We start from the raw sequence: 19,887 nt of genomic DNA, 5'->3' as shown, positions 1-19,887 counted from the left end.
AAATGGCTCGCAAGGGTCAGGGGGATGAGGTGGCGACAGGATGCGCGGCGCGCTGCACCTGCTCCCACACCCGCAGGAAGTTGCCGCCCCAGAGCTTGGCGATATCTGCTTCGGAGTAGCCGCGGCTGATCAGTTCGGCGGTGACGTTGCGTGCTTCACTGGCGTTTTGCCAACCGTCGATGCCACCGCCTTCGTTGAAGTCCGAGCTCAGGCCGACATGATCGATGCCGATCTTGCGCACGGTGTAGTCGATGGCGTCGCCATAGTCCTTGAGCGTGGCCGGCGGCTCCTCTTCGAGAATGCCGTACAGCGCGTTGGCGTAATGGCCGACCTTCTGCTCGGGCCAGCCGGCGATCACCGGGTCACCTGGCATCAGTGCGTAGTCGAGGTTGGCCAGTGGCGGCAGGTCGTAGCGGGCGCGCAGGGCGTTGAGTTTGTCCTGGGTCTTGCTGCTCAAGGGCTTGAGGTAGGTGGAGAAGGCCACCAGCTGGACCACGCCGCCGCTGTCCTTGATCAGTTGCAGCTCCTTGTCGGAGAGGTTGCGCCTGATGTCGACCATCGCCCGTGGCACCGAGTGCGAGGCCACCACCGGCGCGCGGCTGAGGGCAACGGCCTGGGCCAGCGCCTTGCTGGACATTTGCGACACATCGATGATCACACCCAGGTCGTTCAGCCGCTGCACGGCGCGCTTGCCGACCGGCGACAGGCCGTCCAGGGCATCGGCGGTGTCATTGAAGAACGGCAGCGGACGCGAGGAGTCGGCCCAGCTGTTGTTGCCAACATAGCTGAAGCCGAACATGCGCACGCCGCGCGCGGCCCAGCGGTCGAGCTGGTCGATGTCATCGCCCAGCGCATAGGCGTTGAGCATGCTGAGGAACACCGCGAACTTGCCTTCGCCGTGCAGGCGCCGCATGTCTTGCGGGGTATAGGCAATACCCACCTGCTGCGGGAAGTCGCGGACCATGGCGGTGATGGCGTTGTAGCGCACCTCCTGGGTGTGGCGGGCGGCTTCGACGAAGCCTGGGGTCGGGCGGTGCGGGCCGCCGTCTCCGGTCCAGGACTCTGGCCAGGCGAAGATGGTCAGGGCCGCGCCGGACAAACGCCCGCGTGCGGCCTTGGCCAGGTCGAAGCGGCCATCGCCATCCTTGTCGGCCTCACTGCCTTCGGTGCCGAAGGTCAGCGGCAGGGTGACGTGGCTGTCGAACGAGATGATGCGTTCCTGCAGGTCGTTGGCCTGGCGGGTCACCTCCCTGGAATAGCCAGCGGGTGTGGCGAAGTAGTGCCAGGCGGCAAACCCGGCGCCAGCGGCAACCGCCGCGGCCAGGCTGATAAACAGGGCTTTCTTCCAGCGTGGAGTCGTCATCTTGGTCTCAGTAGGTTCACCGTCGAGGGATGGGCACAGAGGCCGCCGCTACCTGCAGTGAACGAGCTCGCACCCGGGAAATTTAGCCGCTATCAGGTCGCTGGCGCAGGGCCCTGTAGGAGCGGCCTTGTGTCGCGATAGGGGTGCGCAGCGCCCCCAGGATCTTCGCACCTCTGCAAAATTGCCGGGGCCGCCTTGCGGCCCTTTCGCGACACAAGGCCGCTCCTACATTGACCGAGTTGCCCTCAGGGGCGGGGGTGGCAAGCCGCTAAATTTCGCCTGCCGTGCAACGTTCTAGCCTTGGACGGGCCGTGCTCCATGGCCGCAATGAATGCGCAGGTATGCAATGACGATTTCCCGACGCGGTTTCATCGCCGGTGTGGCACTGACGGGTGTGGTGGTGCCCGGTGCGCTGGGGGCGCTGTATGTGCAGCGCCAGCGTGCCGCCGAGGAATTCCCGGAAACCCCTGGCGAGGCCGTCGTCGAGTTGGCCGATACTCGCCTGCAGCAGTTGGGCGATACCCTGCGCGGCATCTGGCGCTGGACCCTGCAGGGCAAGGATGCGGGCCTGGACGGCCTGCCCACGGGTGAACTGGAGCTGTTCCTGGATGTGGCAACCAGCGGGCGTGCCCTGCGCGGCTACCTGGATACCCCCGAGCGCCTGCGAGGGCAGGAGGAACCGCGCTACCGCGTGGTAGGCGACCTGTTGGCGGACAAGCCGGGCACCCTGCGCTGGCGCCTGTTTTCGGCCCAGGCCCGCTATGAATGCCATATCGTGCTCGACGAGGTCTGGGGCCGGTTCGGCAACGCCGGGCCGGCCACCCTCAACGGGCGCATTGCACGCCTGGACCGCGCGCTGACTTTGCCTGTGGAGGACAACCAGTTCCTGGCCTTGAAGCGCACCTTCCCCGAGGCGCGCGAGCGTACCCCGCTGAACCCGCAGTTGTTGGCCTGGCTGACCACCCCGGAGCATCGCCTGTTCCACCAGCTGTGGCACTCGTCGCGGGACAAATGGCACAAACTGGGCAAGCACAAGCAGGGCGCCCTGCGTGGCCTGGGCTGGCAGCCCGGGCCACGTGATCGCGAGCGTGATGCGCGGGGCCGGCACAAGGACCGCAACGGCTCGGGCGAAGACTTTTTCTTCATGCACCGGCACATGCTTGGCAGGGCCCGTGCCTTGCAGGACTTGCCGTCATGGACGCGCTTCCCGTTGCCGCAGCCGGAACTGGAGCGCGACCGGGCCGGATTCGCCCGCTACTTCGACAACCATGACGGCAATGCCCTGCCGCCCACCTGGCTGGCCAGCGGTGATGCGGAATACACCCAGTGGGTGCGCGACATCAAGACGCCGGATACCTTCCATGGCAACTTCCAGGTCTGGGAGTCGCGCTACACCGATCCGGAGTACCTGAGCACCTTGACCCTGGGCCAGTTCGGTTCGGAAGTGGAACTGGGCCTGCACGACTGGCTGCACATGCGCTGGGCGTCGGTACCGCGCGACCCGTCAAACGGTATGCCGGTGCCGACGGCGCGCACGCCGGATGATTTTGCCGAACGCTGGTTCGCAGAACAGAACGATTTTCTCGGTGACCCGTTTTCATCCCATGTGAACCCGGTGTTCTGGCACTTTCATGGCTGGATCGACGACCGCATCGAGGACTGGTTCCACGCCCATGAGCGGCTGCACCCAGGCGAGGTACGGCGCCTGGAAGTCAATGGCGTACCATGGTTTGCGCCAGGGCGCTGGGTGGAGGTGGCCGACCCGTGGCTGGGGCCGGATACCCATGGTTGCTCGACGGTGCCGGGTTTGCGGCCCGGGCGCAGTGTAGAGATGGACCCGGAGACCATGAAGCTGGCGTTGCGCATCATCTACAGCGATGACGACCTGCTCGACAAGCTGCGGCCCAAGGTACCGCAGCGGCCGTGGTATGCGCGCAACCTGAAGGTGGCGCAGCGCTCGCGTTGAAGCCCCCGAGGCTTGCGCCGCCTTTTTGTAGGAGCGGCCTTGTGTCGCGATGGGCTGCGCAGCAGCCCCCGGATTTCAGCGTTGATGCGGATAATGCCGGGGCCGCCTTGCGGCCCATCGCGACGCAAGGCCGCTCCTACAACGGGGCGCGCAGGTGTTCTAGTTGCCAGCCACCCCCCAATGCCTTGTACAACGCCACGCTACCCTGCAACCGGGCCAGGCGCAGTTGGGCCTGCTGGTCCTGCGCCGCATACAAGGTGCGCTGGGTCTCCAGCACGCTCAACAGCGTCTCCGCTCCCGCGCCATAACGCTGCTGCGCCAGGTCGAATGCCAGGCGCGCCTGCGCCACTTCTTCATCCTGCCACTGCCGCTGGCGGTCCACGCCCTGGATCGCATTGAGCGCCTTCTCGACATCGGCAAAACCGGCCAGGATGCTGCTGCGGTAGGTCTCCAGCAACTCTGCCTGTTCAGCCTCGGCCAGTTCACGCGCGGCGCGCAGGCGGCCGTTGTTGAAGACCGGCGCGACCAGGCCGCTGGTGAGGGTGTAGTAGGAGCTGTCGAACAAATGGGCAAAGGTATTGGCGCCAGCCCCCAGGTTGGCCCCGAGGGTGAGCTTGGGCAGCATGGCGGCGCGGGCGACCTGCACATTGGCGCTGGCGGCAGCGAGCCGAGCTTCTGCTGCGGCAATGTCCGGGCGGCGGGTGAGCAGCTCGCTGGGCACGCCGCTGCCAATGGCGGGCCATTGCAGGGTGTTGATCGCGTCCTGGCTGGTGGGCAGCGACTGCACCGGGTCGCCGAGCAGGGTCGCCAGGGTGACCCGGCTGTCTTGCCACTTCTGTTCCAGTAACGGCAACTGACGTTGCTGCGCGGCCACCAGGCTGCGCTGCTGGGCCAGTTCCAGGCGCGTGGCGGAACCGCTGCGCTGGCGTGCCTCGACCAGGCCCAGCACGTCCTGGGCATTGCGCAGGTTGAGGCGGGCAATGCGCAACTGTTCCTGCAAAGCCAGGCCCTGCAGGTAACTGTCGGCCACCGCGCTGACCAAGGTCAGCTCCACGGTCTGGCGGTCGAAGCGGCTGGCATCCAGGCTGCGCAGGGCGCTGTCACGGGTCGCTCGCAGGCCACCCCAGAAGTCGATTTCGTAGCTGGCGCTGAGCTGCATGCCGAACGAGGTGCTGGTGGGTTCGCTGCGGCTGACATCCAGCTGGTCGTAGCCGTCACCGTGCAGCAGGCGTTGGCGGCTACCATCCAGGCCCAGCTTCAGCTCCGGTAGCAGCGGCGCGCCGGCGATGACTGCGCGGGCCTGGGCCTGGCGTACCCGTGCCGTGGCAGCAGCCAGGTCGTGGGCATTGTGCAGGGCGTGCTGCACCAGGCGGTCGAGTTCGCGGCTGGCGAAGGCTTGCCACCACTGCGTCGTTGGCAGTTGGGCCGAGGGTGATGCGGCCTCGCCTTGCCAGGCAGATGGCGCGGCAATACCGCTGGCGGGTGTTTGCGGCGTGCTGCAGGCGGCGAGGCATACGCACAGGGGCAACAGGCTGATGCGGCTAGGCAGAGTCATGGGTTATTCGCTGGTAAGGGCTTTGACCGGGTCGAGGCGGGCGGCCTTGCGCGCTGGCATGAAGCCGAACACGATGCCGGTGACGACAGCACAGGCGAAGGCGCCGAGCATGGCGGGCAGGGCAAAGGCCACCGCCACTTCGGCCAGCATCAGGCCGCCACCGATGGCCAGGGCCAGGACGATGCCGGCCAGGCCGCCGACCATCGACAGCATCACCGCCTCGCTGAGGAATTGCCGCAGGATGTCGCGCTGGCGCGCGCCGGTGGCCATGCGGATACCGATTTCACGGGTGCGCTCGCGCACGGTCATCAACATGATGTTCATCACGCCGATGCCACCCACCAGCAGCGAGATCGCGGCGATCGCCCCCAGCATCAGCGACAGGCTGTTCTGCGTGCGCGCCTCGGCCTGGATCAGCGCTGCGTCATTGGTCAGCTCGAAGTCCTGGCGGCCGTTGTGGCGCTGGCGCAGCAGCTTGTCGATGGCCGCTTCGGCTTCGTTGACCCGCGTGGAGTCCAGGGCGGCAACGGCGATGTAGTCCGGGTCACGCTGGCCGAACAGACGGATGGCTGCGGCGGAGTAGGGCACCACGATGCGCCCGTCGCTGTCCTGGTCGCCAGAGCTGGCGCCCTTGCCGGCCAGGATACCGACCACCTGGAACGGCACATTGCCGATCAACAGGTACTGCCCCAAAGGGTCGCGCCCAGGGTCGAGCATCTTTTCCCGCACTTTCTGGCCGATCACCGCCACCGCGGCAGCGTTGGCTTCATCGGCATCGCTGTAGAAGCTGCCTTGCACCGCCGGCCAGTTGAAAATCTCGGGGAACCCGGTGTTGTTGCCACCCACATAGAACCGCTGGCTGTTGTTGCCGTGGCGCACCATCATCTTTTCGCCGATCACCGGCATCACGTGCTTGACCTGCGGCAGTTGGCCGATGGCAGCGACATCGTCGAGGGTAATGGTGCCGGCCTGCTCGCCCAGGCTCGCCGGCTTGCCGTTCAGGTAGAGGATGTTCGAGCCGAAGGCTGCCATCTGCGCCATGACCTGGCGCTTGCTGCCTTCGCCCACTGCCAGCATCACCACCACCGAGGCCACACCGATGACGATCCCCAGCAGGGTCAGGGCGGTGCGGAAGCGGTTGACCCACATCACCCGCCAGGCCGCCTGCAGGGCTTCGAACAATTCACCTTTCCATGCCCCGTGCAAGGTTGCGCCATGGTCCAGGCGCTGGCGCAGCTGGTCGGCCTGTAGCCCGCGACTGTTTTCGACCATGGGCTTTTCGGCGGCCGAATCGCTGATGATCAGGCCGTCGCTAATTTCGATCACGCGCTGCGCCCGCGCCGCGACATTGCGGTCATGGGTGATCAGGATGATCACGTGGCCCTGGCTGGCCAGCTCGTCGAGCAACGCCATCACTTCGGTGCCGCTGTGGCTGTCGAGGGCGCCAGTGGGTTCGTCGGCGAGGATGATATGGCCACCGTTCATCAACGCCCGGGCAATCGACACCCGTTGTTGCTGGCCGCCAGACAACTGGTGCGGGCGGTTGCCAGTGCGGCTGGCCAGGCCCAGGCGGCCGAGCAGGGCGCTGGCACGGGCGTGGCGTTCGTTGGCGGCGATGCCGGCATAGATGGCCGGCATTTCGACGTTTTCCTGGGCCGAGCCCGAGGGGATCAGGTGGTAGCCCTGGAACACGAAGCCGAATGCCTCGCGGCGCAGCCAGGCCAGTTCGTCGCTGCCCAGTTCGGCCACATCCTTGCCGGCGAAGCGGTAGCTGCCGGAAGTGGGGCGGTCGAGGCAGCCGAGGATATTCATCAAGGTCGATTTGCCGGAGCCAGAGGCGCCGACGATGGCGACGAACTCGCCGGGATGGATGCGCAAGCTGATGCCATGAAGGATATCGACCTTGGGCGTTTCGATGCCGCCGTAGGATTTACGGATGTCGACCAGCTCGATCAGGGGTGTGCTCATTCAACCTCCGCTGACGCCAGGGGCGCCTATCACCAGGCGTTCGCCTTCGTTCAGGCCGTCCAGCACCTGTACGCGCAGGCGGTCGCTGAGGCCGGTGCGCACCTGGCGCTGTTCCACCTTGCCGTCGCGGGTCAGCACATGCGCCAGGCGCAGGCCATCGCCTTCGTCCAGCGCGGCCAGTGGTACGGTCAGCACCTGGCTGGCTTTGCCGGCGACAAAGAACACCTGCGTGGTCATCTCGGCCATCAGGGCGCCGTCCGGGTTGTCGACATCCAGCAGCACGCTGTACTGCACCACCTGGCTGCCGGCACTGCCATTGCTGACGCTGGCCGGGCTGCCGCCGCCCTGGCTGGCCTGCTCCAGTGGCTTGGGCGGGATCGGCAGCACTTGCCGCACGGTGCTGGTCCAGCGGCGCTTGCCGCCGGCCAGGGTGGTGAAGTAGGCGGTCATGCCCGGGGTGACCTTGCCGATGTCGGCCTCCGACACCTGGGCCCACACGGTCATCGGCGAGAGCTTGGCGATGCGCAGGATCAACGGGGTTTGTTGTTGGGCATTGAGGGTTTGCCCCTCACGGGCATCCACCGCCACTACCGTGCCGTCCATCGGCGCGTAGATGCGCGTGTAGCCCAGCTCGGCCTCGTCGCTGCGCAGGCTGGCCTGGGCCTGGCGGATCTGCGCCTGGAACATGTCGATGCGCGCCTGGGTGACCTTCAGCTGTGCGGCGGCCGTTTGCACGTCCTCGTCACGGGTGGCGCCGGCGGCGGCCAGCTCCCGTTGGCGTTTGAGCTGCTGCCGGGCCAGTTGGAACTGAGCGCGTTGTTCGGCCAGCTGGGCCTTGAGGTTGTCGATCGAGTAGCGGCCGGCATCCAGCCGGGCCTGCTGGGTAGAAGGGTCGATCTCGACCAGCAGCTGGCCTTTGCGCACCGTGTCGCCGACCTCCACATGCAGGGTGTGGATCTGCCCCGATGCCTGGGCACCGACGTCCACGTAGCGCCTTGGTTGCAGGGTGCCCAGTGCGGTAACGCTGCTTTCGATGTCGGCGCGGGTCACGGCAACCGTGCTGAGCGGCTGTGCGCCGTAGGGCAGGGCCTTCCAGGCCAGCAGGCTGCCCAGGCCGAGCAGGCCCAGGCCGCCGAGCAGGAGCCGGCGACGGGTGTTGGTTAAAGGTCTCATGCAGACATCCAGCCGAGTGGGTGCCAGATAGACGAAAGCGGCAGGAGGGGATTTAGCGAATATTGAGCAGGGGCTGACAGGTGTATGGCGACAGGGTTGTGGCGCCTGTGAGATCGAGCGCCGCCCGCGCGGCGCTTCGCAGCACAAGGCTGCTCCTACATCTATTTCGGGCCAGTAACGCCTGTAACAATGCGCGCGACCGCCCTGTTTGTCCGACACGATATTGAGGTGGACGCCAGAGGGACGCGCGCCTCTGTCACAGGAATAATTGGCCCGAAACAGATGTAGGAGCAGCCTTGTGCTGCGAAGCGCCGCGCGGGCGGCGCGCGATTTCACAGGCGCGAAACCTCCCAAGACATACCCTTGTTGCTGAGAATAATTATAATTTGTAAGATCGCACGTTGACATCACTCGGTCCCGCGTTGCTGCCTGAAAAGGCTTTCTGGCATAGGCTGGCAGGACGATCTCAGGTAACGTCGTGGAACATTACTATCGCGAACTGGTGGGTTTTCTTTCTTCGCGCCTGGGCAGTCGTCAGGCCGCCGAAGACGTGGCGCATGATGCCTACCTGCGAGTGCTGGAGCGCACCGACGCCGAGCGCATCGAGCACCCGCGTGCTTTCCTTTACCGCACCGCGCTGAACCTGGTTGTCGACCGCCATCGCCGGCACCTGGTGCGCCAGGCCGAGCCATTGGAGGTGCTGGACAACGACGAGCGCTGGCACACCCCGGCGCCGACCCATGACATGCAGCTCGACCAGCGCCTGGCGCTGATGCAGCGCGCCCTGGATGAGCTGAGCAAGGTCTGCCGCGACTGCTTCCTGCTGCGCAAGCTCGAAGGCCTGTCACACCAACAGATTGCCGAGCACCTGGGTATTTCCCGCAGTCTGGTGGAAAAGCACATCGTCAATGCCATGAAGCACTGTCGTGTGCGCATGCGCGAGTGGGAATCCTGATCGCCGGGTTGAAGGCGGATGAAAATTCCGTCAGTCGATCACTTGATTTCCACGGTTTTCCCGACTTCTATCAAAGAAGACCCTTGCCAGGCGTAGCCTAGGCAGCAGCCGTTACTGGCGCAGTATGGTCATGGAGCCTAACCATTACCCAACTGCCCAGGTCCCACCATGGCCAACAAGACCCTGCGCATCCTCATCGCCGATGCACACCCCTGCCAGCGCCTGCAACTGGAGCGGCTGCTCAACGGCCTGGGCTACTACCGGATAGCGCCAGTGGAAAGCTTCGAGGAGCTGCAGCGCCTGGTGCTGAGTGCCTTGCAGCCTTTCCACCTGCTATTGGGCAATATCGAGCTGGCCAGCCATGTCGGGGTCGATCTGGCGCGCTTCTGTCGCGTCAGCACGCAGATCCAGCATGCCCTGCTTTATCACTCCAACCAGTTGCAAGTGCCGTTGGTGCCGCAGGCCGAGCGCCAGGCCGTCAGCATGAGCCTGCCCCAGGTGCCCGACAACGAGGCACTGGAGGCATTCATGGCGATCATCGATTCGCCGCTGCAGGTCGGCAGGCTACCGCTGCCGGGCGCCATGCCGGCTGCCACGGCGCGGCCACGGCCGAAGGCCAATTTCGTCAATACCCTGTTCAACCGCTAAAGCCGCAGCGGGCGGGGCAAGGGGGCAGCTATTTGCTATCCTCTTGTCCTTTGCCGATTTGCGGACCCTGCCATGACTGCCATCGATACCGCTCGCCCGCCACGGTTCAGCCGCGGCGACCACCGGACCCTGGGCCTGGCGGCGTTGGGCGGCGCGCTGGAGATCTACGATTTCATCATCTTCGTATTCTTTGCGCTGACCCTAAGCCAGTTGTTCTTCCCGCCCGAGATGCCCGAGTGGCTGCGCCTGCTGCAAAGCTTCGGAATCTTTGTCACCGGCTACCTGGCGCGGCCGCTGGGCGGCATCCTTATGGCGCACTTCGCCGACCACCTGGGACGCAAGCGAGTCTTCAGCCTGAGCATCCTGATGATGGCCCTGCCGTGCCTGTTGATCGGGGTGATGCCGACCTACGCCGACATCGGCTACGCTGCACCGCTGATCCTGCTGGCATTGCGTATCTTGCAGGGCGCGGCGGTGGGCGGCGAGGTGCCGAGTGCCTGGACCTTCGTCGCCGAGCACGCGCCAGCCGGGCGGCGCGGTTATGCCCTGGGCTTCCTGCAGGCCGGCTTGACCTTTGGTTATCTGCTGGGGGCACTGACCGCGACCTTGCTGGCGCAAGTGTTCACCCCGCAGGAAATCCTCGACTACGCCTGGCGCTATCCGTTCCTGCTCGGCGGGGTATTCGGCGTGATCGGCGTGTGGCTGCGTCGTTGGCTCAGCGAAACACCGGTGTTCCTTGCCCTGCGCGCGCGCCAGGAGCAGCCGGTGAGCTTCCCGCTGCGGCGGGTGCTGGGCGAACACCGCCGGGCGTTGATCCCGGCGGCGCTGCTGACCTGCGTGCTGACTTCCGCCGTGGTGGTGCTGGTGGTGATTACTCCGACAGTGATGCAGCAGCGCTTCGGCATGAGTGCCGGGCACACTTTTGCCCTTAGCAGCGTGGGCATCGTCTTCCTCAACATCGGCTGCGTGCTGGCCGGGCTGCTGGTCGACCGTGCAGGCGCCTGGCGCGCACTGATGTTCTACAGCCTGTTGCTGCCGGTGGGCATCGGCGCGTTGTATGCCAGCCTGGTGGGACAGTGGGGCGTGACCTGGCTGGCCTATGCGCTGGCGGGCCTGTCCTGCGGCGTGGTGGGTGTGGTGCCATCAGTGATGGTCGGGTTGTTCCCGGCCGAGATCCGCGTGTCGGGCATCTCCTTCACCTATAACGTGGCCTACGCTCTTTGGGCCAGCACCACGCCGCTGGCGCTGATTGCGCTGATGCCGTGGAGCCCGTGGGTGTGTGTCGGCTTTTGTCTTGCCATGGGCACGGTGGGGTTGCTGACGGCCTTGTACTTCGGGCGTCGGGAGCCATTGGCGTTCGCGGCAGAGCCGGTGCCGGTAATGTGTGGTGAAAAATAGTTTTCTGTTGTTTGTTCTGGCCTCATCGCTGGCAAGCTAGCTCCCACAGGGATAGCGCATGGCTCGAGGTCGATGCGGTCGAGGTGGGAGCTGGCTTGCCGGCGATGAGGCCGGTACAGGTAAAACAAAAAGCCCCCGGCTCGTGAGAACCGGGGGCTTTTTGTCAGTGCAGGGCAGGGGCCTTACATGTTCGGGTAGTTCGGCCCGCCAGCGCCTTCAGGGGTGACCCAGGTGATGTTCTGGGCCGGGTCCTTGATGTCGCAGGTCTTGCAATGCACGCAGTTCTGCGCGTTGATCTGGAAGCGCTTGCTGCCGTCTTCCTGGGTGACAACCTCGTACACGCCTGCCGGGCAGTAGCGCTGGGCCGGCTCGTCGTACAGCGGCAGGTTGCTGGCGATCGGCACGTTCGGGTCGGTCAGCTTCAGGTGGCAGGGCTGTTCCTCTTCGTGGTTGGTGCTGGAGAGGAATACCGAGCTGAGCTTGTCGAAGCTGAGCTTGCCGTCCGGTTTCGGGTAATCGATCTTCTGCGACTCGGCCGCCAGCTTCAGGCAGGCGTAGTCCGGCTTGGTGTCGTGCAGGGTGAACGGCAGCTTGCCGCCGAACCAGTTCTGGTCCACATAGTTGAATGCCGCGCCCAGCAGCGGGCCGAACTTGTGCATGGCCGGGCCGAAGTTGCGGCTGGCGAACAGCTCCTCGTACAGCCAGCTGGCCTTGAAGGCGCTGACGTAGCCGTTGAGCTGGTCACCGCCTTCGCTGCCGGCGATCAGTGCATCAGCCACCGCTTCGGCGGCGAGCATGCCGGACTTCATTGCGGTGTGGCTGCCCTTGATCTTGGCGAAGTTCAGGGTACCCAGGTCGCAGCCGATCAGCGCGCCGCCGTTGAAGACCATTTTCGGCAGCGAGTTGAAGCCGCCCTTGCAGATGGCACGGGCACCGTAACTGATGCGCTTGCCGCCTTCGAGGTATTGCGCCATCACCGGGTGGTGCTTGAGACGCTGGAACTCGTCGAACGGCGACAGGTAGGGGTTGGCGTAGGACAGGTCGACGATCAGGCCGACCACCACCTGGTTGTTTTCCAGGTGATAGAGGAACGAACCACCAGTGTTGTCCTTGGCCATCACGTCCAGCGGCCAGCCGGCAGTGTGCACCACCAGGCCCTGCTCGTGCTTGGCCGGGTCGATTTCCCAGATTTCCTTCAGGCCGATGCCGTAGTGCTGGACGTCGGCTTCGCTGTCGAGGTTGAAGCGCTTGATCAGCTGCTTGCCGATATGGCCGCGGCAGCCCTCGGCGAACAGGGTGTACTTGGCACGCAGTTCCATGCCAGGGGTGTACATGCCGTCTTTCGGGTTGCCTTCGCGGTCGACGCCCATGTCGCCGGTGACGATGCCACGGACCACGCCGTTGTCGTCGAACAGTGCTTCCTGGGCGGCGAAGCCCGGGTAGATTTCCACGCCCAGGTTCTCGGCCTGCTGGGCCAGCCAGCGGCACAGGTTGCCCAGGGAGATGATGTAGTTACCCTGGTTGTGCATGGTCTTGGGCACGAACAGGTCAGGCACCTTGGTCGAACTGCCTGCATCCTTGAGCACGTAGATGTCGTCACGCTTCACTTCGGTGTTCAGCGGCGCGCCGAGCTCTTTCCAGTCGGGGAACAGCTCGTTCAGGGCACGGGGTTCGAACACCGCGCCGGAGAGGATGTGGGCGCCGACTTCAGAGCCTTTTTCCACCACGCAGACGCTGATTTCGCTACCGGCTTCGGCGGCCTTCTGCTTCAGGCGGCAGGCGGCGGACAGGCCCGCCGGGCCGGCGCCGACGATGACCACGTCGAATTCCATGTATTCGCGTTCCACTGGTTCTCTCCTACTCATCAAGGCTCGTGCTGTTGCTTTGTCTTATGGGTGCGCGGGGCATTCGCAGCGGTTCTACGCAACGGCGGAACTGTAGCTGGGCAAATGACGGACTACACCGTTTTGTCTTGGCCGCGCATTATATCTACACCACTTGGCGGGTCCAATACAAACGTTTGTTTGAATTTGCCGCAGGCCAGTAAAATCACAGGAACGCGGCTGGAGGGTGACCGATTTGCCGTATTGACCGGATTGGGTGTTACGGTCAAGATACGAGCGGTTTTACGTTCGCCGTAGGCTTGCAGCCGGGCGCAGGTACACCTCTAAAGACCAGGTGTGGAGCAGGGTTTTGCGGCCTTTGGCCGGTTTGTAGTGGAGTTTACACGCCACGACAGAAAATGACCCGTGAGTATTTGTCGCAAGAGTCCGGACAAGACTGTTTGGTCACTGTGAAGTTACCGCCTCCCGGTACGTTTTTAGAGGTGCCCTTGTACCCACGCGCATCGCAGGGCTCTGCCCCTGGCGACTATCTATTCACCGGAGAGTAACGAGGAATCCATGAAGGTTCTTGTAGCTGTCAAACGAGTGGTCGACTACAACGTCAAGGTTCGCGTCAAGGCGGACAACTCCGGCGTCGACCTTGCTAACGTCAAGATGTCCATGAACCCCTTCTGCGAAATCGCCGTGGAAGAAGCCGTACGCCTGAAGGAAAAGGGCGTCGCGTCCGAGATCGTCGTCGTTTCCGTCGGCCCGACCACTGCCCAGGAGCAACTGCGTACTGCCCTGGCACTGGGTGCCGACCGTGCCATCCTGGTCGAAGCCGCTGACGAACTGAATTCCCTGGCCGTGGCCAAGGCGCTGAAAGCCGTTGTCGACAAAGAGCAGCCGCAGCTGGTCATCCTCGGCAAGCAGGCCATCGACAGTGACAACAACCAGACCGGCCAGATGCTGGCTGCGCTGACCGGCTTCGCCCAGGGCACCTTCGCCTCCAAGGTCGAAGTGGCTGGCGACAAGCTGAACGTCACCCGTGAAATCGACGGCGGCCTGCAGACCGTTGCACTGAACCTGCCAGCCATCGTCACTACCGACCTGCGCCTGAACGAACCGCGCTATGCGTCGCTGCCGAACATCATGAAGGCCAAGAAGAAGCCGCTGGAGACTGTTACTCCAGACGCGCTGGGCGTTTCCCTCGCCTCCACCAACAAGACCCTGAAGGTTGAAGCCCCGGCTGCCCGCAGCGCTGGCATCAAGGTCAAATCGGTGGCCGAACTGGTCGAGAAGCTGAAGAACGAAGCGAAGGTAATCTAAATGACTATCCTGGTTGTCGCTGAATACGAGAACGGTGCCGTAGCCCCGGCCACCTTGAACACTGTTGCTGCTGCCGCCAAGATCGGTGGTGATGTGCACGTGCTGGTCGCTGGCCAGAACGTGGGCGGCGTTGCCGAGTCCGCAGCCAAGATCGCTGGCGTGGCCAAGGTGCTGGTTGCCGATAACGCTGCCTACGCCCACGTCCTGCCAGAAAACGTTGCGCCGCTGATCGTCGAGCTGGCCAAGGGTTACAGCCACGTGCTGGCGCCGGCCACCACCAACGGCAAGAACATCCTGCCGCGCGTTGCCGCGCTGCTGGACGTGGACCAGATCTCCGAGATCATCTCGGTCGAGTCCGCCGACACCTTCAAGCGCCCGATCTATGCTGGTAACGCGATTGCCACCGTGCAATCGAGCGCTGCCATCAAGGTCATCACCGTGCGTACCACCGGCTTCGACGCCGTGGCCGCCGAAGGTGGTTCGGCTGCCATCGAAGCCGTTGGCGCTGCGCACAACGCCGGCATCTCGGCCTTCGTTGGCGAAGAGCTGGCCAAGTCCGACCGCCCAGAGCTGACCGCTGCCAAGATCGTCGTTTCCGGCGGCCGTGGCATGGGCAACGGTGACAACTTCAAGCACCTGTACAGCCTGGCCGACAAGCTCGGCGCTGCCGTCGGTGCTTCGCGCGCCGCGGTCGACGCCGGCTTCGTGCCGAACGACATGCAGGTCGGTCAGACCGGCAAGATCGTTGCGCCACAGCTGTACATCGCCGTCGGTATCTCCGGCGCGATCCAGCACCTGGCCGGCATGAAGGACTCCAAGGTGATCGTGGCGATCAACAAGGACGAAGAAGCGCCGATCTTCCAGGTAGCCGACTACGGCCTGGTCGCTGACCTGTTCGAAGCGGTTCCGGAGCTGGAAAAGCTGGTCTGATCCGCCTGCTTCACTTATAAAGAACCCGGCCCTTGTACAGGGGCCGGGTTTTTTTTGGTCTGTACAAGGAGTGAGCAATGGTGCTGCGTAAAGCAGGCGGGGTGCTGGCATGCCTGGCGGTGCTGGTTTCGCCGCTGGCCATGGCGGCGGGCAAGTGTGAACGCCTGGTGGCAACCGGCAGCCCTGATTCTCCGCCCTATTCATGGCAGGACCCCAATGACCCGAAACACCTGATCGGCGCCAACGTCGACCTGCTGCGCCAGGTGGCTGGCGAGCTGGGTGTGAAAGTGGAGGTGCTGAGCGCCGGCCGTCGTGACCAGGCGCTGGAAGAAGTACGTAGCGGGCGGATGGACCTGCTGCTCGACACCCCCATGCAGGTGGAGCAACTGACCGCGCTGGACTACATCCATCCACCCCTGCAGCTCAACGAATACCTGGTGTGGACGCGCCACGACGCCACACTGGCCTTCGAGGGCCCGGCTGACCTGGCCCAGTACCAAGGCAGTTTGTCCGAGCGCGCTCGGCTGACCCCGGCCTTTACCGCTTTCGCCAAGGCCCAGCTGAAGCTGGTGCCGGCACAGAACCTGACCCAGGCATTCCAGAAGCTGGTGCTCGGCCAGGTGGATTATGTGCTCGCTGGCCGCTATTCGGGCATGGCCATGGCCCAAAGCCTGGGCATGAGCAATGACCTGATCGCCCGCGGCCTGCCGGTGGATCGGCCGGGCCTGTATCTGGCCCTGTCGCACAATTCGGCCTGCAATGACAACTGGTTGCGTGGGCAACTGGCGAAAAAACTGACAGAATTGCCGATCTCCGGTGCGTCCGAGGCTGTGCTGCAACGTAATGTCGAGCGCTGGAAAGCGCAGTTGCAGGTGCCGTCGGACGCCCCCAAACACTAGGAAGATTGCGTGAGAACCCAACCACTAATCCTTGCCCTGGCCGTGCTCGGCCTGGCTGGCTGCGCCAACGATCCGGCCCCGAACGAGCAGATGCGCATCTCCGAACAGGCACTGGAGCAGGCCAGGGCCGTCGGTGCCACCGAGCAGGTCGATGCGCTCAAGCTGGCTGAAGACAAGCTGGCCAGGGCCAAGACCAACATGCTCACCGAAGACTACCGCGATGCGCGCATGCGTGCCGAGCAGGCCGAACTGGATGCGCGCCTGGCCGAGGCCCAGGTACTGAACCAGAAGAGCGAAGAGCAGCTGCAACTGCTGCAGTCGCGGGTCCAGCGCCTGCGCAAGCAGTTGGAGGTGCAGCCATGATCCGTCGCATGCCATTGGCCGTGCTGGCAGTGCTGGCGCTGGCGGCAGGTTTGCAAGGTTGCGCCAGCCAGCGCAGCAGCGCAGCGCTGGATGATGCCACTGCTGCTTTCCAGAAGGTCAAGGATGATTCCAATGTGCTGCGCAGCGCGCCGCGTGACGTGATTCGCGCAGGCGAGTCGCTGGCCCGTGCCGAGCGCCTGTCCAGCTACATCGGCACCGGTGCAGACGTGCGCCATTACGCCTACCTGAGCCAGCGCTACAGTGAAATTGCCAGCGAGCATGCCAAGCTGGCGCTGAACCAGGAGCGCCAGGTAAAGCTCGACCTGGAGCGCCAGCGCCTGCAATTGGCCCTGCGCGAGGCCAAGCTGGCCAGTGTCCAGCAGCAGGGCAAGTGGGTCGAATCGCAGATCGCCGCGCTGGCCTCGGAGCAGGCCGACCGTGGTCTGGTGATGACCCTGGGGGACGTGCTGTTCGACACCGGCCGCGCCGACCTGAAGAACTCGGCCAGCCGTACCGTGCTCAAGCTGGTGCAGTTCCTCCAGCTCAACCCGCGCCGGGTGGTGCGGATCGAGGGCTATACCGACAGCACGGGCCCGGCTGAGGACAACCTGAAGCTGTCCCGTGACCGGGCGCAGGCCGTGGCCGACATGCTGGTAGACCTGGGCATCGACGAGAAGCGCCTGCAGGTCGAGGGCTATGGCGACCAGTACCCGATCGAGGCCAATGCCTCGGAGCGGGGCAGGGCGCAGAACCGTCGGGTGGAGATCGTGTTCTCCGATGACAAGGGCAAGCTGGCGCCAGCACGCTGAGTCTTTGAAATACCGGGGACCGCTCTGCGGTCCTTTCGCGACACAAGGCCGCTCCTACAGGCGTTGTGCATGCCTTGAGTTTGGCACTGCTCTTGTGGGAGCGGCTTTAGCCGCGAACACCGGCAAAGCCGGTGCCATCCACCGCGTCACCTGCTTCGCGGGTGAACCCGCTCCCACAGGGGCGGCGCACCCCCGGCAGTTTGTCGGCTTAATCGTTTCGATAGCTGTCACGCTATTGTATTGTCGACTATGTTGCATTCTGTTCCAGTACACTCTGCAACTGTTACGGTATCCTCTACCGTCACTGAGCCGTACAAGAATAACGAGTCTGCCGCCATGACCAACCTGCTGTTGTACCAGCGTATCGCCCAGCAACTGGCCGATGACATCCGTCGTGGTGTCTACCAGCCAGGCGAGCGGGTGCCCTCCGTGCGCAAGATGAGCGCCCAGCTCAATGTCAGCCATGCCACGGTGCTGCAGGCCTATGCCAATCTCGAGGACCAGGGGCTGATTCGTGCGCGGCCGCAGTCCGGCTACTACGTGCACCAGACCCCGGCCCTGACCGCGCAGACCCCGGACATCGCCCGCGTGGAGCGCCCCGGCCTGGTCACCCGCGCCAGTATCATCCAGCAGGTACTGACCGAGGCTCGCCGTGATGGCGTGTTCCCGTTCGGCGCCGCTGTGCCGCATGTCGACTACCTGCCGGTCCGTGCTTTACACCAGCAGATTGCCAAGGTGACGCGCTTCCACAGCCCGCGTGCCTTCAGCTACATGTTCAGCCCCGGCTTCGAGCCGCTGCGCCGGCAGATCGCCATTCGCATGCGTGATGCCGGCGTACTGGTTGACCCGCGTGAAGTGATCGTGACCCATGGCTGTGTCGATGCGCTGCAGATGTCGCTGCGCGTGCTGACTCGTCCAGGCGACCTGATCGCGGCCGAATCGCCCACCTATTACGGTCTGCTGCAACTGGCCGACCTGCTGGGCCTTAAGGTGATCGAGATCCCCAGTGACCCGTCCACCGGCATCAGCCTCGAGGCGCTGCAACTGGCCGCCAACCAGTGGTCGATCAAGGCCCTGGTTCTGACCGCGCGCCTTAGCAACCCGCTGGGTGGCACTGTCCCGGAAGAGCGGCAGAAGCAGTTGCTGCGCCTGGCGTCGGACTTCGATATCCAGATCGTCGAGGATGACATCTATGGCGAGCTGATGTTCGAGCAAGGCAAGACCAAGGCGCTCAAGGCATTCGACCGCCTGGACCGAGTAATCTATTGCTCTAGTTTTTCCAAGACGCTGTCCCCTGGTGTTCGAGTTGGCTGGATGATTGCCGGGCGCTATCAGGACGAGATCCAGCGCCTGCAAACCTTCACCACCCACTCGGCCTGTAGCGTGACGCAGATGGGGGTGGCGGCCTACCTGGAGAATGGCGGCTACGACCGGCACCTGCGTTACATTCGCCAGGAGTACCGCAAGAACCTCAGTGCCTACCAGCTGGCGGTGCAGCAACACTTCCCCGAGGGTACCCAGATGACCCGGCCGACGGGCGGTTTCATCCTGTGGGTGAGCCTGCCGGGGCGGGTCAACACCCAGGAGCTGCATGTGCGTGCGCTGGAGCAGGGCATCAGTATTGCGCCGGGGCTGATCTTCAGTAACACCGAGCAATTCAACCACTGCATCCGCCTTAATTGCGGCATACCCTGGAACAAGGAAGCCGAGCGCGCGGTGATCACTCTCGGTTTGCTTGCCCAGCAATTGTGTCGGGAGCCAGCGGCGGCATTTTTATAGGCTTGCCACGCGCCTGTGGAACAGGGAGCATACGCACTTTTGCTGCCAGTCTGTCCATTTGCCATGAATGCTCTGCGCCGTTTTGCCCTGATCTTGTGCCTTGTACCGCTTTGCAGCCTGGCTGGTGTTGCCCAGGCTGCGCAGCCGGCAGGCCAGGCGCAGGCGGTCAAGCCGGTGCAGAAGGCCGCAGCCAGGCCAGCGCACAAACAATCAGCAAAAAAAGCCGGTAACAGCAAGGCCAGGCCGGCGCGCAAGCAGGTGAGCAAGGAGGTTGCCAAGCCGCTACCCAAGGCAAAGCTCGACCTCAGCCTGCCGGCCGAGATGGTCGATAACCTTGAGCCAGATGTGGGCAGCCTGTCGCCGATACAGCGACGCAAACCTCTACTGCCTCCCATGTTCACTGAAAAGCCGGAGACCAGCGACAGCCCGTTCCAGCTCAATGGTCGGTTGATCAGCAATGAAATGCAGCTGCAGCTACGCAATGACAGCCGTCGGGAAGTGGAAGGGGCAGCCATCGATTTCGAGTACCGCCAGTAGCTGGCGAACTGACTGCCGGGTCATGGCAGATTTCATCGTGCCAGCAATTTCAAACGCCTGTTTGAGCGGTTACTATCCAGGGACGCTCGTCCCGTTTTGTTCCAGGGAGTCCTGATTTTGGTGAATAGCCATGAACTGTCGTGAGGGCTGTGGTGCCTGCTGCATCGCCCCGTCCATCACCTCTGCGATGCCGCGCATGCCCAATGGCAAGCCGGCTGGCGAGCGCTGCCTGCACCTGACTGTCGACAACCTCTGCGACTTGTTCGGCAAGCCCGAAAGGCCTGCGGTGTGTGGTGGTTTCAAGGCGGATGTCGAGGTGTGTGGCAGTGATCGCGATGAGGCCATTAGGATTCTCGGCTGGTGGGAACAGATAACGGCGGCGTGACAGGCTG

At 64.1% G+C, this 19,887-nt stretch carries 17 protein-coding genes; 12 read left to right on the top strand and 5 right to left on the bottom strand.

Annotation, left to right across the window (positions count from 1 at the left end):
* Positions 1–16: 16 nt before the first annotated feature.
* On the bottom strand, positions 17–1,363 hold the full coding sequence (pvdM, locus tag E5221_RS19155) for a pyoverdine-tailoring dipeptidase-like protein PvdM (RefSeq protein WP_247846249.1): 1,347 nt from the start codon (positions 1,361–1,363) through the stop codon (positions 17–19).
* Between the two features lie 346 nt (positions 1,364–1,709).
* On the opposite strand from pvdM, the gene E5221_RS19150 reads away from it, so the two are divergent.
* Complete coding sequence (locus tag E5221_RS19150) at positions 1,710–3,329, top strand: PvdJ/PvdD/PvdP-like protein (RefSeq protein ID WP_247846248.1); 1,620 nt, start codon at positions 1,710–1,712, stop codon at positions 3,327–3,329.
* Positions 3,330–3,465: 136 nt separating this feature from the next.
* On the opposite strand, the gene E5221_RS19145 is transcribed toward E5221_RS19150, so the two are convergent.
* The 3 genes from E5221_RS19145 to E5221_RS19135 are packed head-to-tail and all read right to left on the bottom strand — an operon-like array spanning position 3,466 to position 8,025.
* Entirely contained in the window at positions 3,466–4,884 is a 1,419-nt protein-coding gene (locus tag E5221_RS19145; protein WP_061551078.1) for an efflux transporter outer membrane subunit, read from the bottom strand.
* A gap of 3 nt (positions 4,885–4,887) precedes the next feature.
* Positions 4,888–6,852 (bottom strand): MacB family efflux pump subunit, encoded by a 1,965-nt coding sequence (locus E5221_RS19140; protein ID WP_061551079.1) that lies wholly within the window; start codon positions 6,850–6,852, stop codon positions 4,888–4,890.
* A complete protein-coding gene (locus E5221_RS19135) occupies positions 6,853–8,025 on the bottom strand; it encodes an efflux RND transporter periplasmic adaptor subunit (RefSeq protein ID WP_247846247.1) in 1,173 nt (390 codons plus the stop codon). It abuts the gene before it with no gap.
* 478 nt (positions 8,026–8,503) lie between these two features.
* Here E5221_RS19135 and E5221_RS19130 point away from each other — a divergent pair, with 478 nt between their 5' ends.
* From E5221_RS19130 to E5221_RS19120, 3 genes are all read left to right on the top strand, one after another.
* Entirely contained in the window at positions 8,504–8,980 is a 477-nt protein-coding gene (locus E5221_RS19130) for a sigma-70 family RNA polymerase sigma factor (protein ID WP_039615137.1), read from the top strand.
* A 168-nt stretch (positions 8,981–9,148) separates the two neighbouring features.
* The gene (locus E5221_RS19125) at positions 9,149–9,628 is read left to right on the top strand and encodes a hypothetical protein (RefSeq protein ID WP_039615138.1); all 480 of its coding nucleotides are present in this window, start codon (positions 9,149–9,151) and stop codon (positions 9,626–9,628) included.
* A gap of 72 nt (positions 9,629–9,700) precedes the next feature.
* Positions 9,701–11,026, top strand: a complete 1,326-nt coding sequence (locus tag E5221_RS19120; RefSeq protein WP_247846246.1) for an MFS transporter — start codon at positions 9,701–9,703, stop codon at positions 11,024–11,026.
* A gap of 182 nt (positions 11,027–11,208) precedes the next feature.
* Here E5221_RS19120 and E5221_RS19115 read toward each other — a convergent pair whose 3' ends face one another.
* Entirely contained in the window at positions 11,209–12,891 is a 1,683-nt protein-coding gene (locus tag E5221_RS19115; RefSeq protein WP_282189715.1) for an electron transfer flavoprotein-ubiquinone oxidoreductase, read from the bottom strand.
* Positions 12,892–13,428: 537 nt separating this feature from the next.
* Here E5221_RS19115 and E5221_RS19110 point away from each other — a divergent pair.
* The 8 genes from E5221_RS19110 (at position 13,429) to E5221_RS19075 (ending at position 19,880) form a co-directional block, all read left to right on the top strand.
* Complete coding sequence (locus E5221_RS19110; protein WP_025339979.1) at positions 13,429–14,178, top strand: electron transfer flavoprotein subunit beta/FixA family protein; 750 nt, start codon at positions 13,429–13,431, stop codon at positions 14,176–14,178.
* On the top strand, positions 14,179–15,108 hold the full coding sequence (locus E5221_RS19105) for an FAD-binding protein (RefSeq protein ID WP_013973453.1): 930 nt from the start codon (positions 14,179–14,181) through the stop codon (positions 15,106–15,108).
* 77 nt (positions 15,109–15,185) lie between these two features.
* Positions 15,186–16,007 (top strand): transporter substrate-binding domain-containing protein, encoded by an 822-nt coding sequence (locus E5221_RS19100; RefSeq protein ID WP_247846244.1) that lies wholly within the window; start codon positions 15,186–15,188, stop codon positions 16,005–16,007.
* A gap of 9 nt (positions 16,008–16,016) precedes the next feature.
* Positions 16,017–16,370, top strand: coding sequence for a DUF4398 domain-containing protein (locus E5221_RS19095; protein WP_013973451.1), 354 nt, complete (start codon positions 16,017–16,019; stop codon positions 16,368–16,370).
* Complete coding sequence (locus E5221_RS19090; protein WP_123085870.1) at positions 16,367–17,179, top strand: OmpA family protein; 813 nt, start codon at positions 16,367–16,369, stop codon at positions 17,177–17,179. Before E5221_RS19095 ends, E5221_RS19090 begins: the two co-directional genes overlap by 4 nt.
* A gap of 336 nt (positions 17,180–17,515) precedes the next feature.
* Positions 17,516–18,958, top strand: a complete 1,443-nt coding sequence (locus E5221_RS19085) for a PLP-dependent aminotransferase family protein (RefSeq protein ID WP_013973449.1) — start codon at positions 17,516–17,518, stop codon at positions 18,956–18,958.
* 63 nt (positions 18,959–19,021) lie between these two features.
* Positions 19,022–19,495 (top strand): hypothetical protein, encoded by a 474-nt coding sequence (locus E5221_RS19080; protein ID WP_061551084.1) that lies wholly within the window; start codon positions 19,022–19,024, stop codon positions 19,493–19,495.
* 130 nt (positions 19,496–19,625) lie between these two features.
* Positions 19,626–19,880, top strand: coding sequence for a YkgJ family cysteine cluster protein (locus E5221_RS19075; protein ID WP_023661894.1), 255 nt, complete (start codon positions 19,626–19,628; stop codon positions 19,878–19,880).
* Positions 19,881–19,887: the final 7 nt, after the last annotated feature.

Source organism: Pseudomonas sp. A2, from assembly GCF_023100865.1.
Classification (GTDB): Bacteria; Pseudomonadota; Gammaproteobacteria; order Pseudomonadales; family Pseudomonadaceae; genus Aquipseudomonas; species Aquipseudomonas asiatica.
This window is presented reverse-complemented; position numbering and strand designations above follow the sequence as displayed.

Excerpts from the sequence above, each read along its gene's own strand:
- E5221_RS19105 (WP_013973453.1), top strand. The coding sequence starts at position 14,179 with ATGACTATCCTGGTTGTCGCTGAATACGAGAACGGTGCCGTAGCCCCG.
- E5221_RS19110 (WP_025339979.1), top strand. The coding sequence starts at position 13,429 with ATGAAGGTTCTTGTAGCTGTCAAACGAGTGGTCGACTACAACGTCAAG.
- E5221_RS19085 (WP_013973449.1), top strand. The coding sequence starts at position 17,516 with ATGACCAACCTGCTGTTGTACCAGCGTATCGCCCAGCAACTGGCCGAT.
- E5221_RS19135 (WP_247846247.1), bottom strand. The coding sequence starts at position 8,025 with ATGAGACCTTTAACCAACACCCGTCGCCGGCTCCTGCTCGGCGGCCTG.
- E5221_RS19100 (WP_247846244.1), top strand. The coding sequence starts at position 15,186 with ATGGTGCTGCGTAAAGCAGGCGGGGTGCTGGCATGCCTGGCGGTGCTG.
- E5221_RS19125 (WP_039615138.1), top strand. The coding sequence starts at position 9,149 with ATGGCCAACAAGACCCTGCGCATCCTCATCGCCGATGCACACCCCTGC.
- E5221_RS19075 (WP_023661894.1), top strand. The coding sequence starts at position 19,626 with ATGAACTGTCGTGAGGGCTGTGGTGCCTGCTGCATCGCCCCGTCCATC.
- E5221_RS19145 (WP_061551078.1), bottom strand. The coding sequence starts at position 4,884 with ATGACTCTGCCTAGCCGCATCAGCCTGTTGCCCCTGTGCGTATGCCTC.
- E5221_RS19140 (WP_061551079.1), bottom strand. The coding sequence starts at position 6,852 with ATGAGCACACCCCTGATCGAGCTGGTCGACATCCGTAAATCCTACGGC.
- E5221_RS19120 (WP_247846246.1), top strand. The coding sequence starts at position 9,701 with ATGACTGCCATCGATACCGCTCGCCCGCCACGGTTCAGCCGCGGCGAC.
- E5221_RS19150 (WP_247846248.1), top strand. The coding sequence starts at position 1,710 with ATGACGATTTCCCGACGCGGTTTCATCGCCGGTGTGGCACTGACGGGT.
- E5221_RS19090 (WP_123085870.1), top strand. The coding sequence starts at position 16,367 with ATGATCCGTCGCATGCCATTGGCCGTGCTGGCAGTGCTGGCGCTGGCG.
- pvdM (WP_247846249.1), bottom strand. The coding sequence starts at position 1,363 with ATGACGACTCCACGCTGGAAGAAAGCCCTGTTTATCAGCCTGGCCGCG.
- E5221_RS19080 (WP_061551084.1), top strand. The coding sequence starts at position 19,022 with ATGAATGCTCTGCGCCGTTTTGCCCTGATCTTGTGCCTTGTACCGCTT.
- E5221_RS19115 (WP_282189715.1), bottom strand. The coding sequence starts at position 12,891 with ATGAGTAGGAGAGAACCAGTGGAACGCGAATACATGGAATTCGACGTG.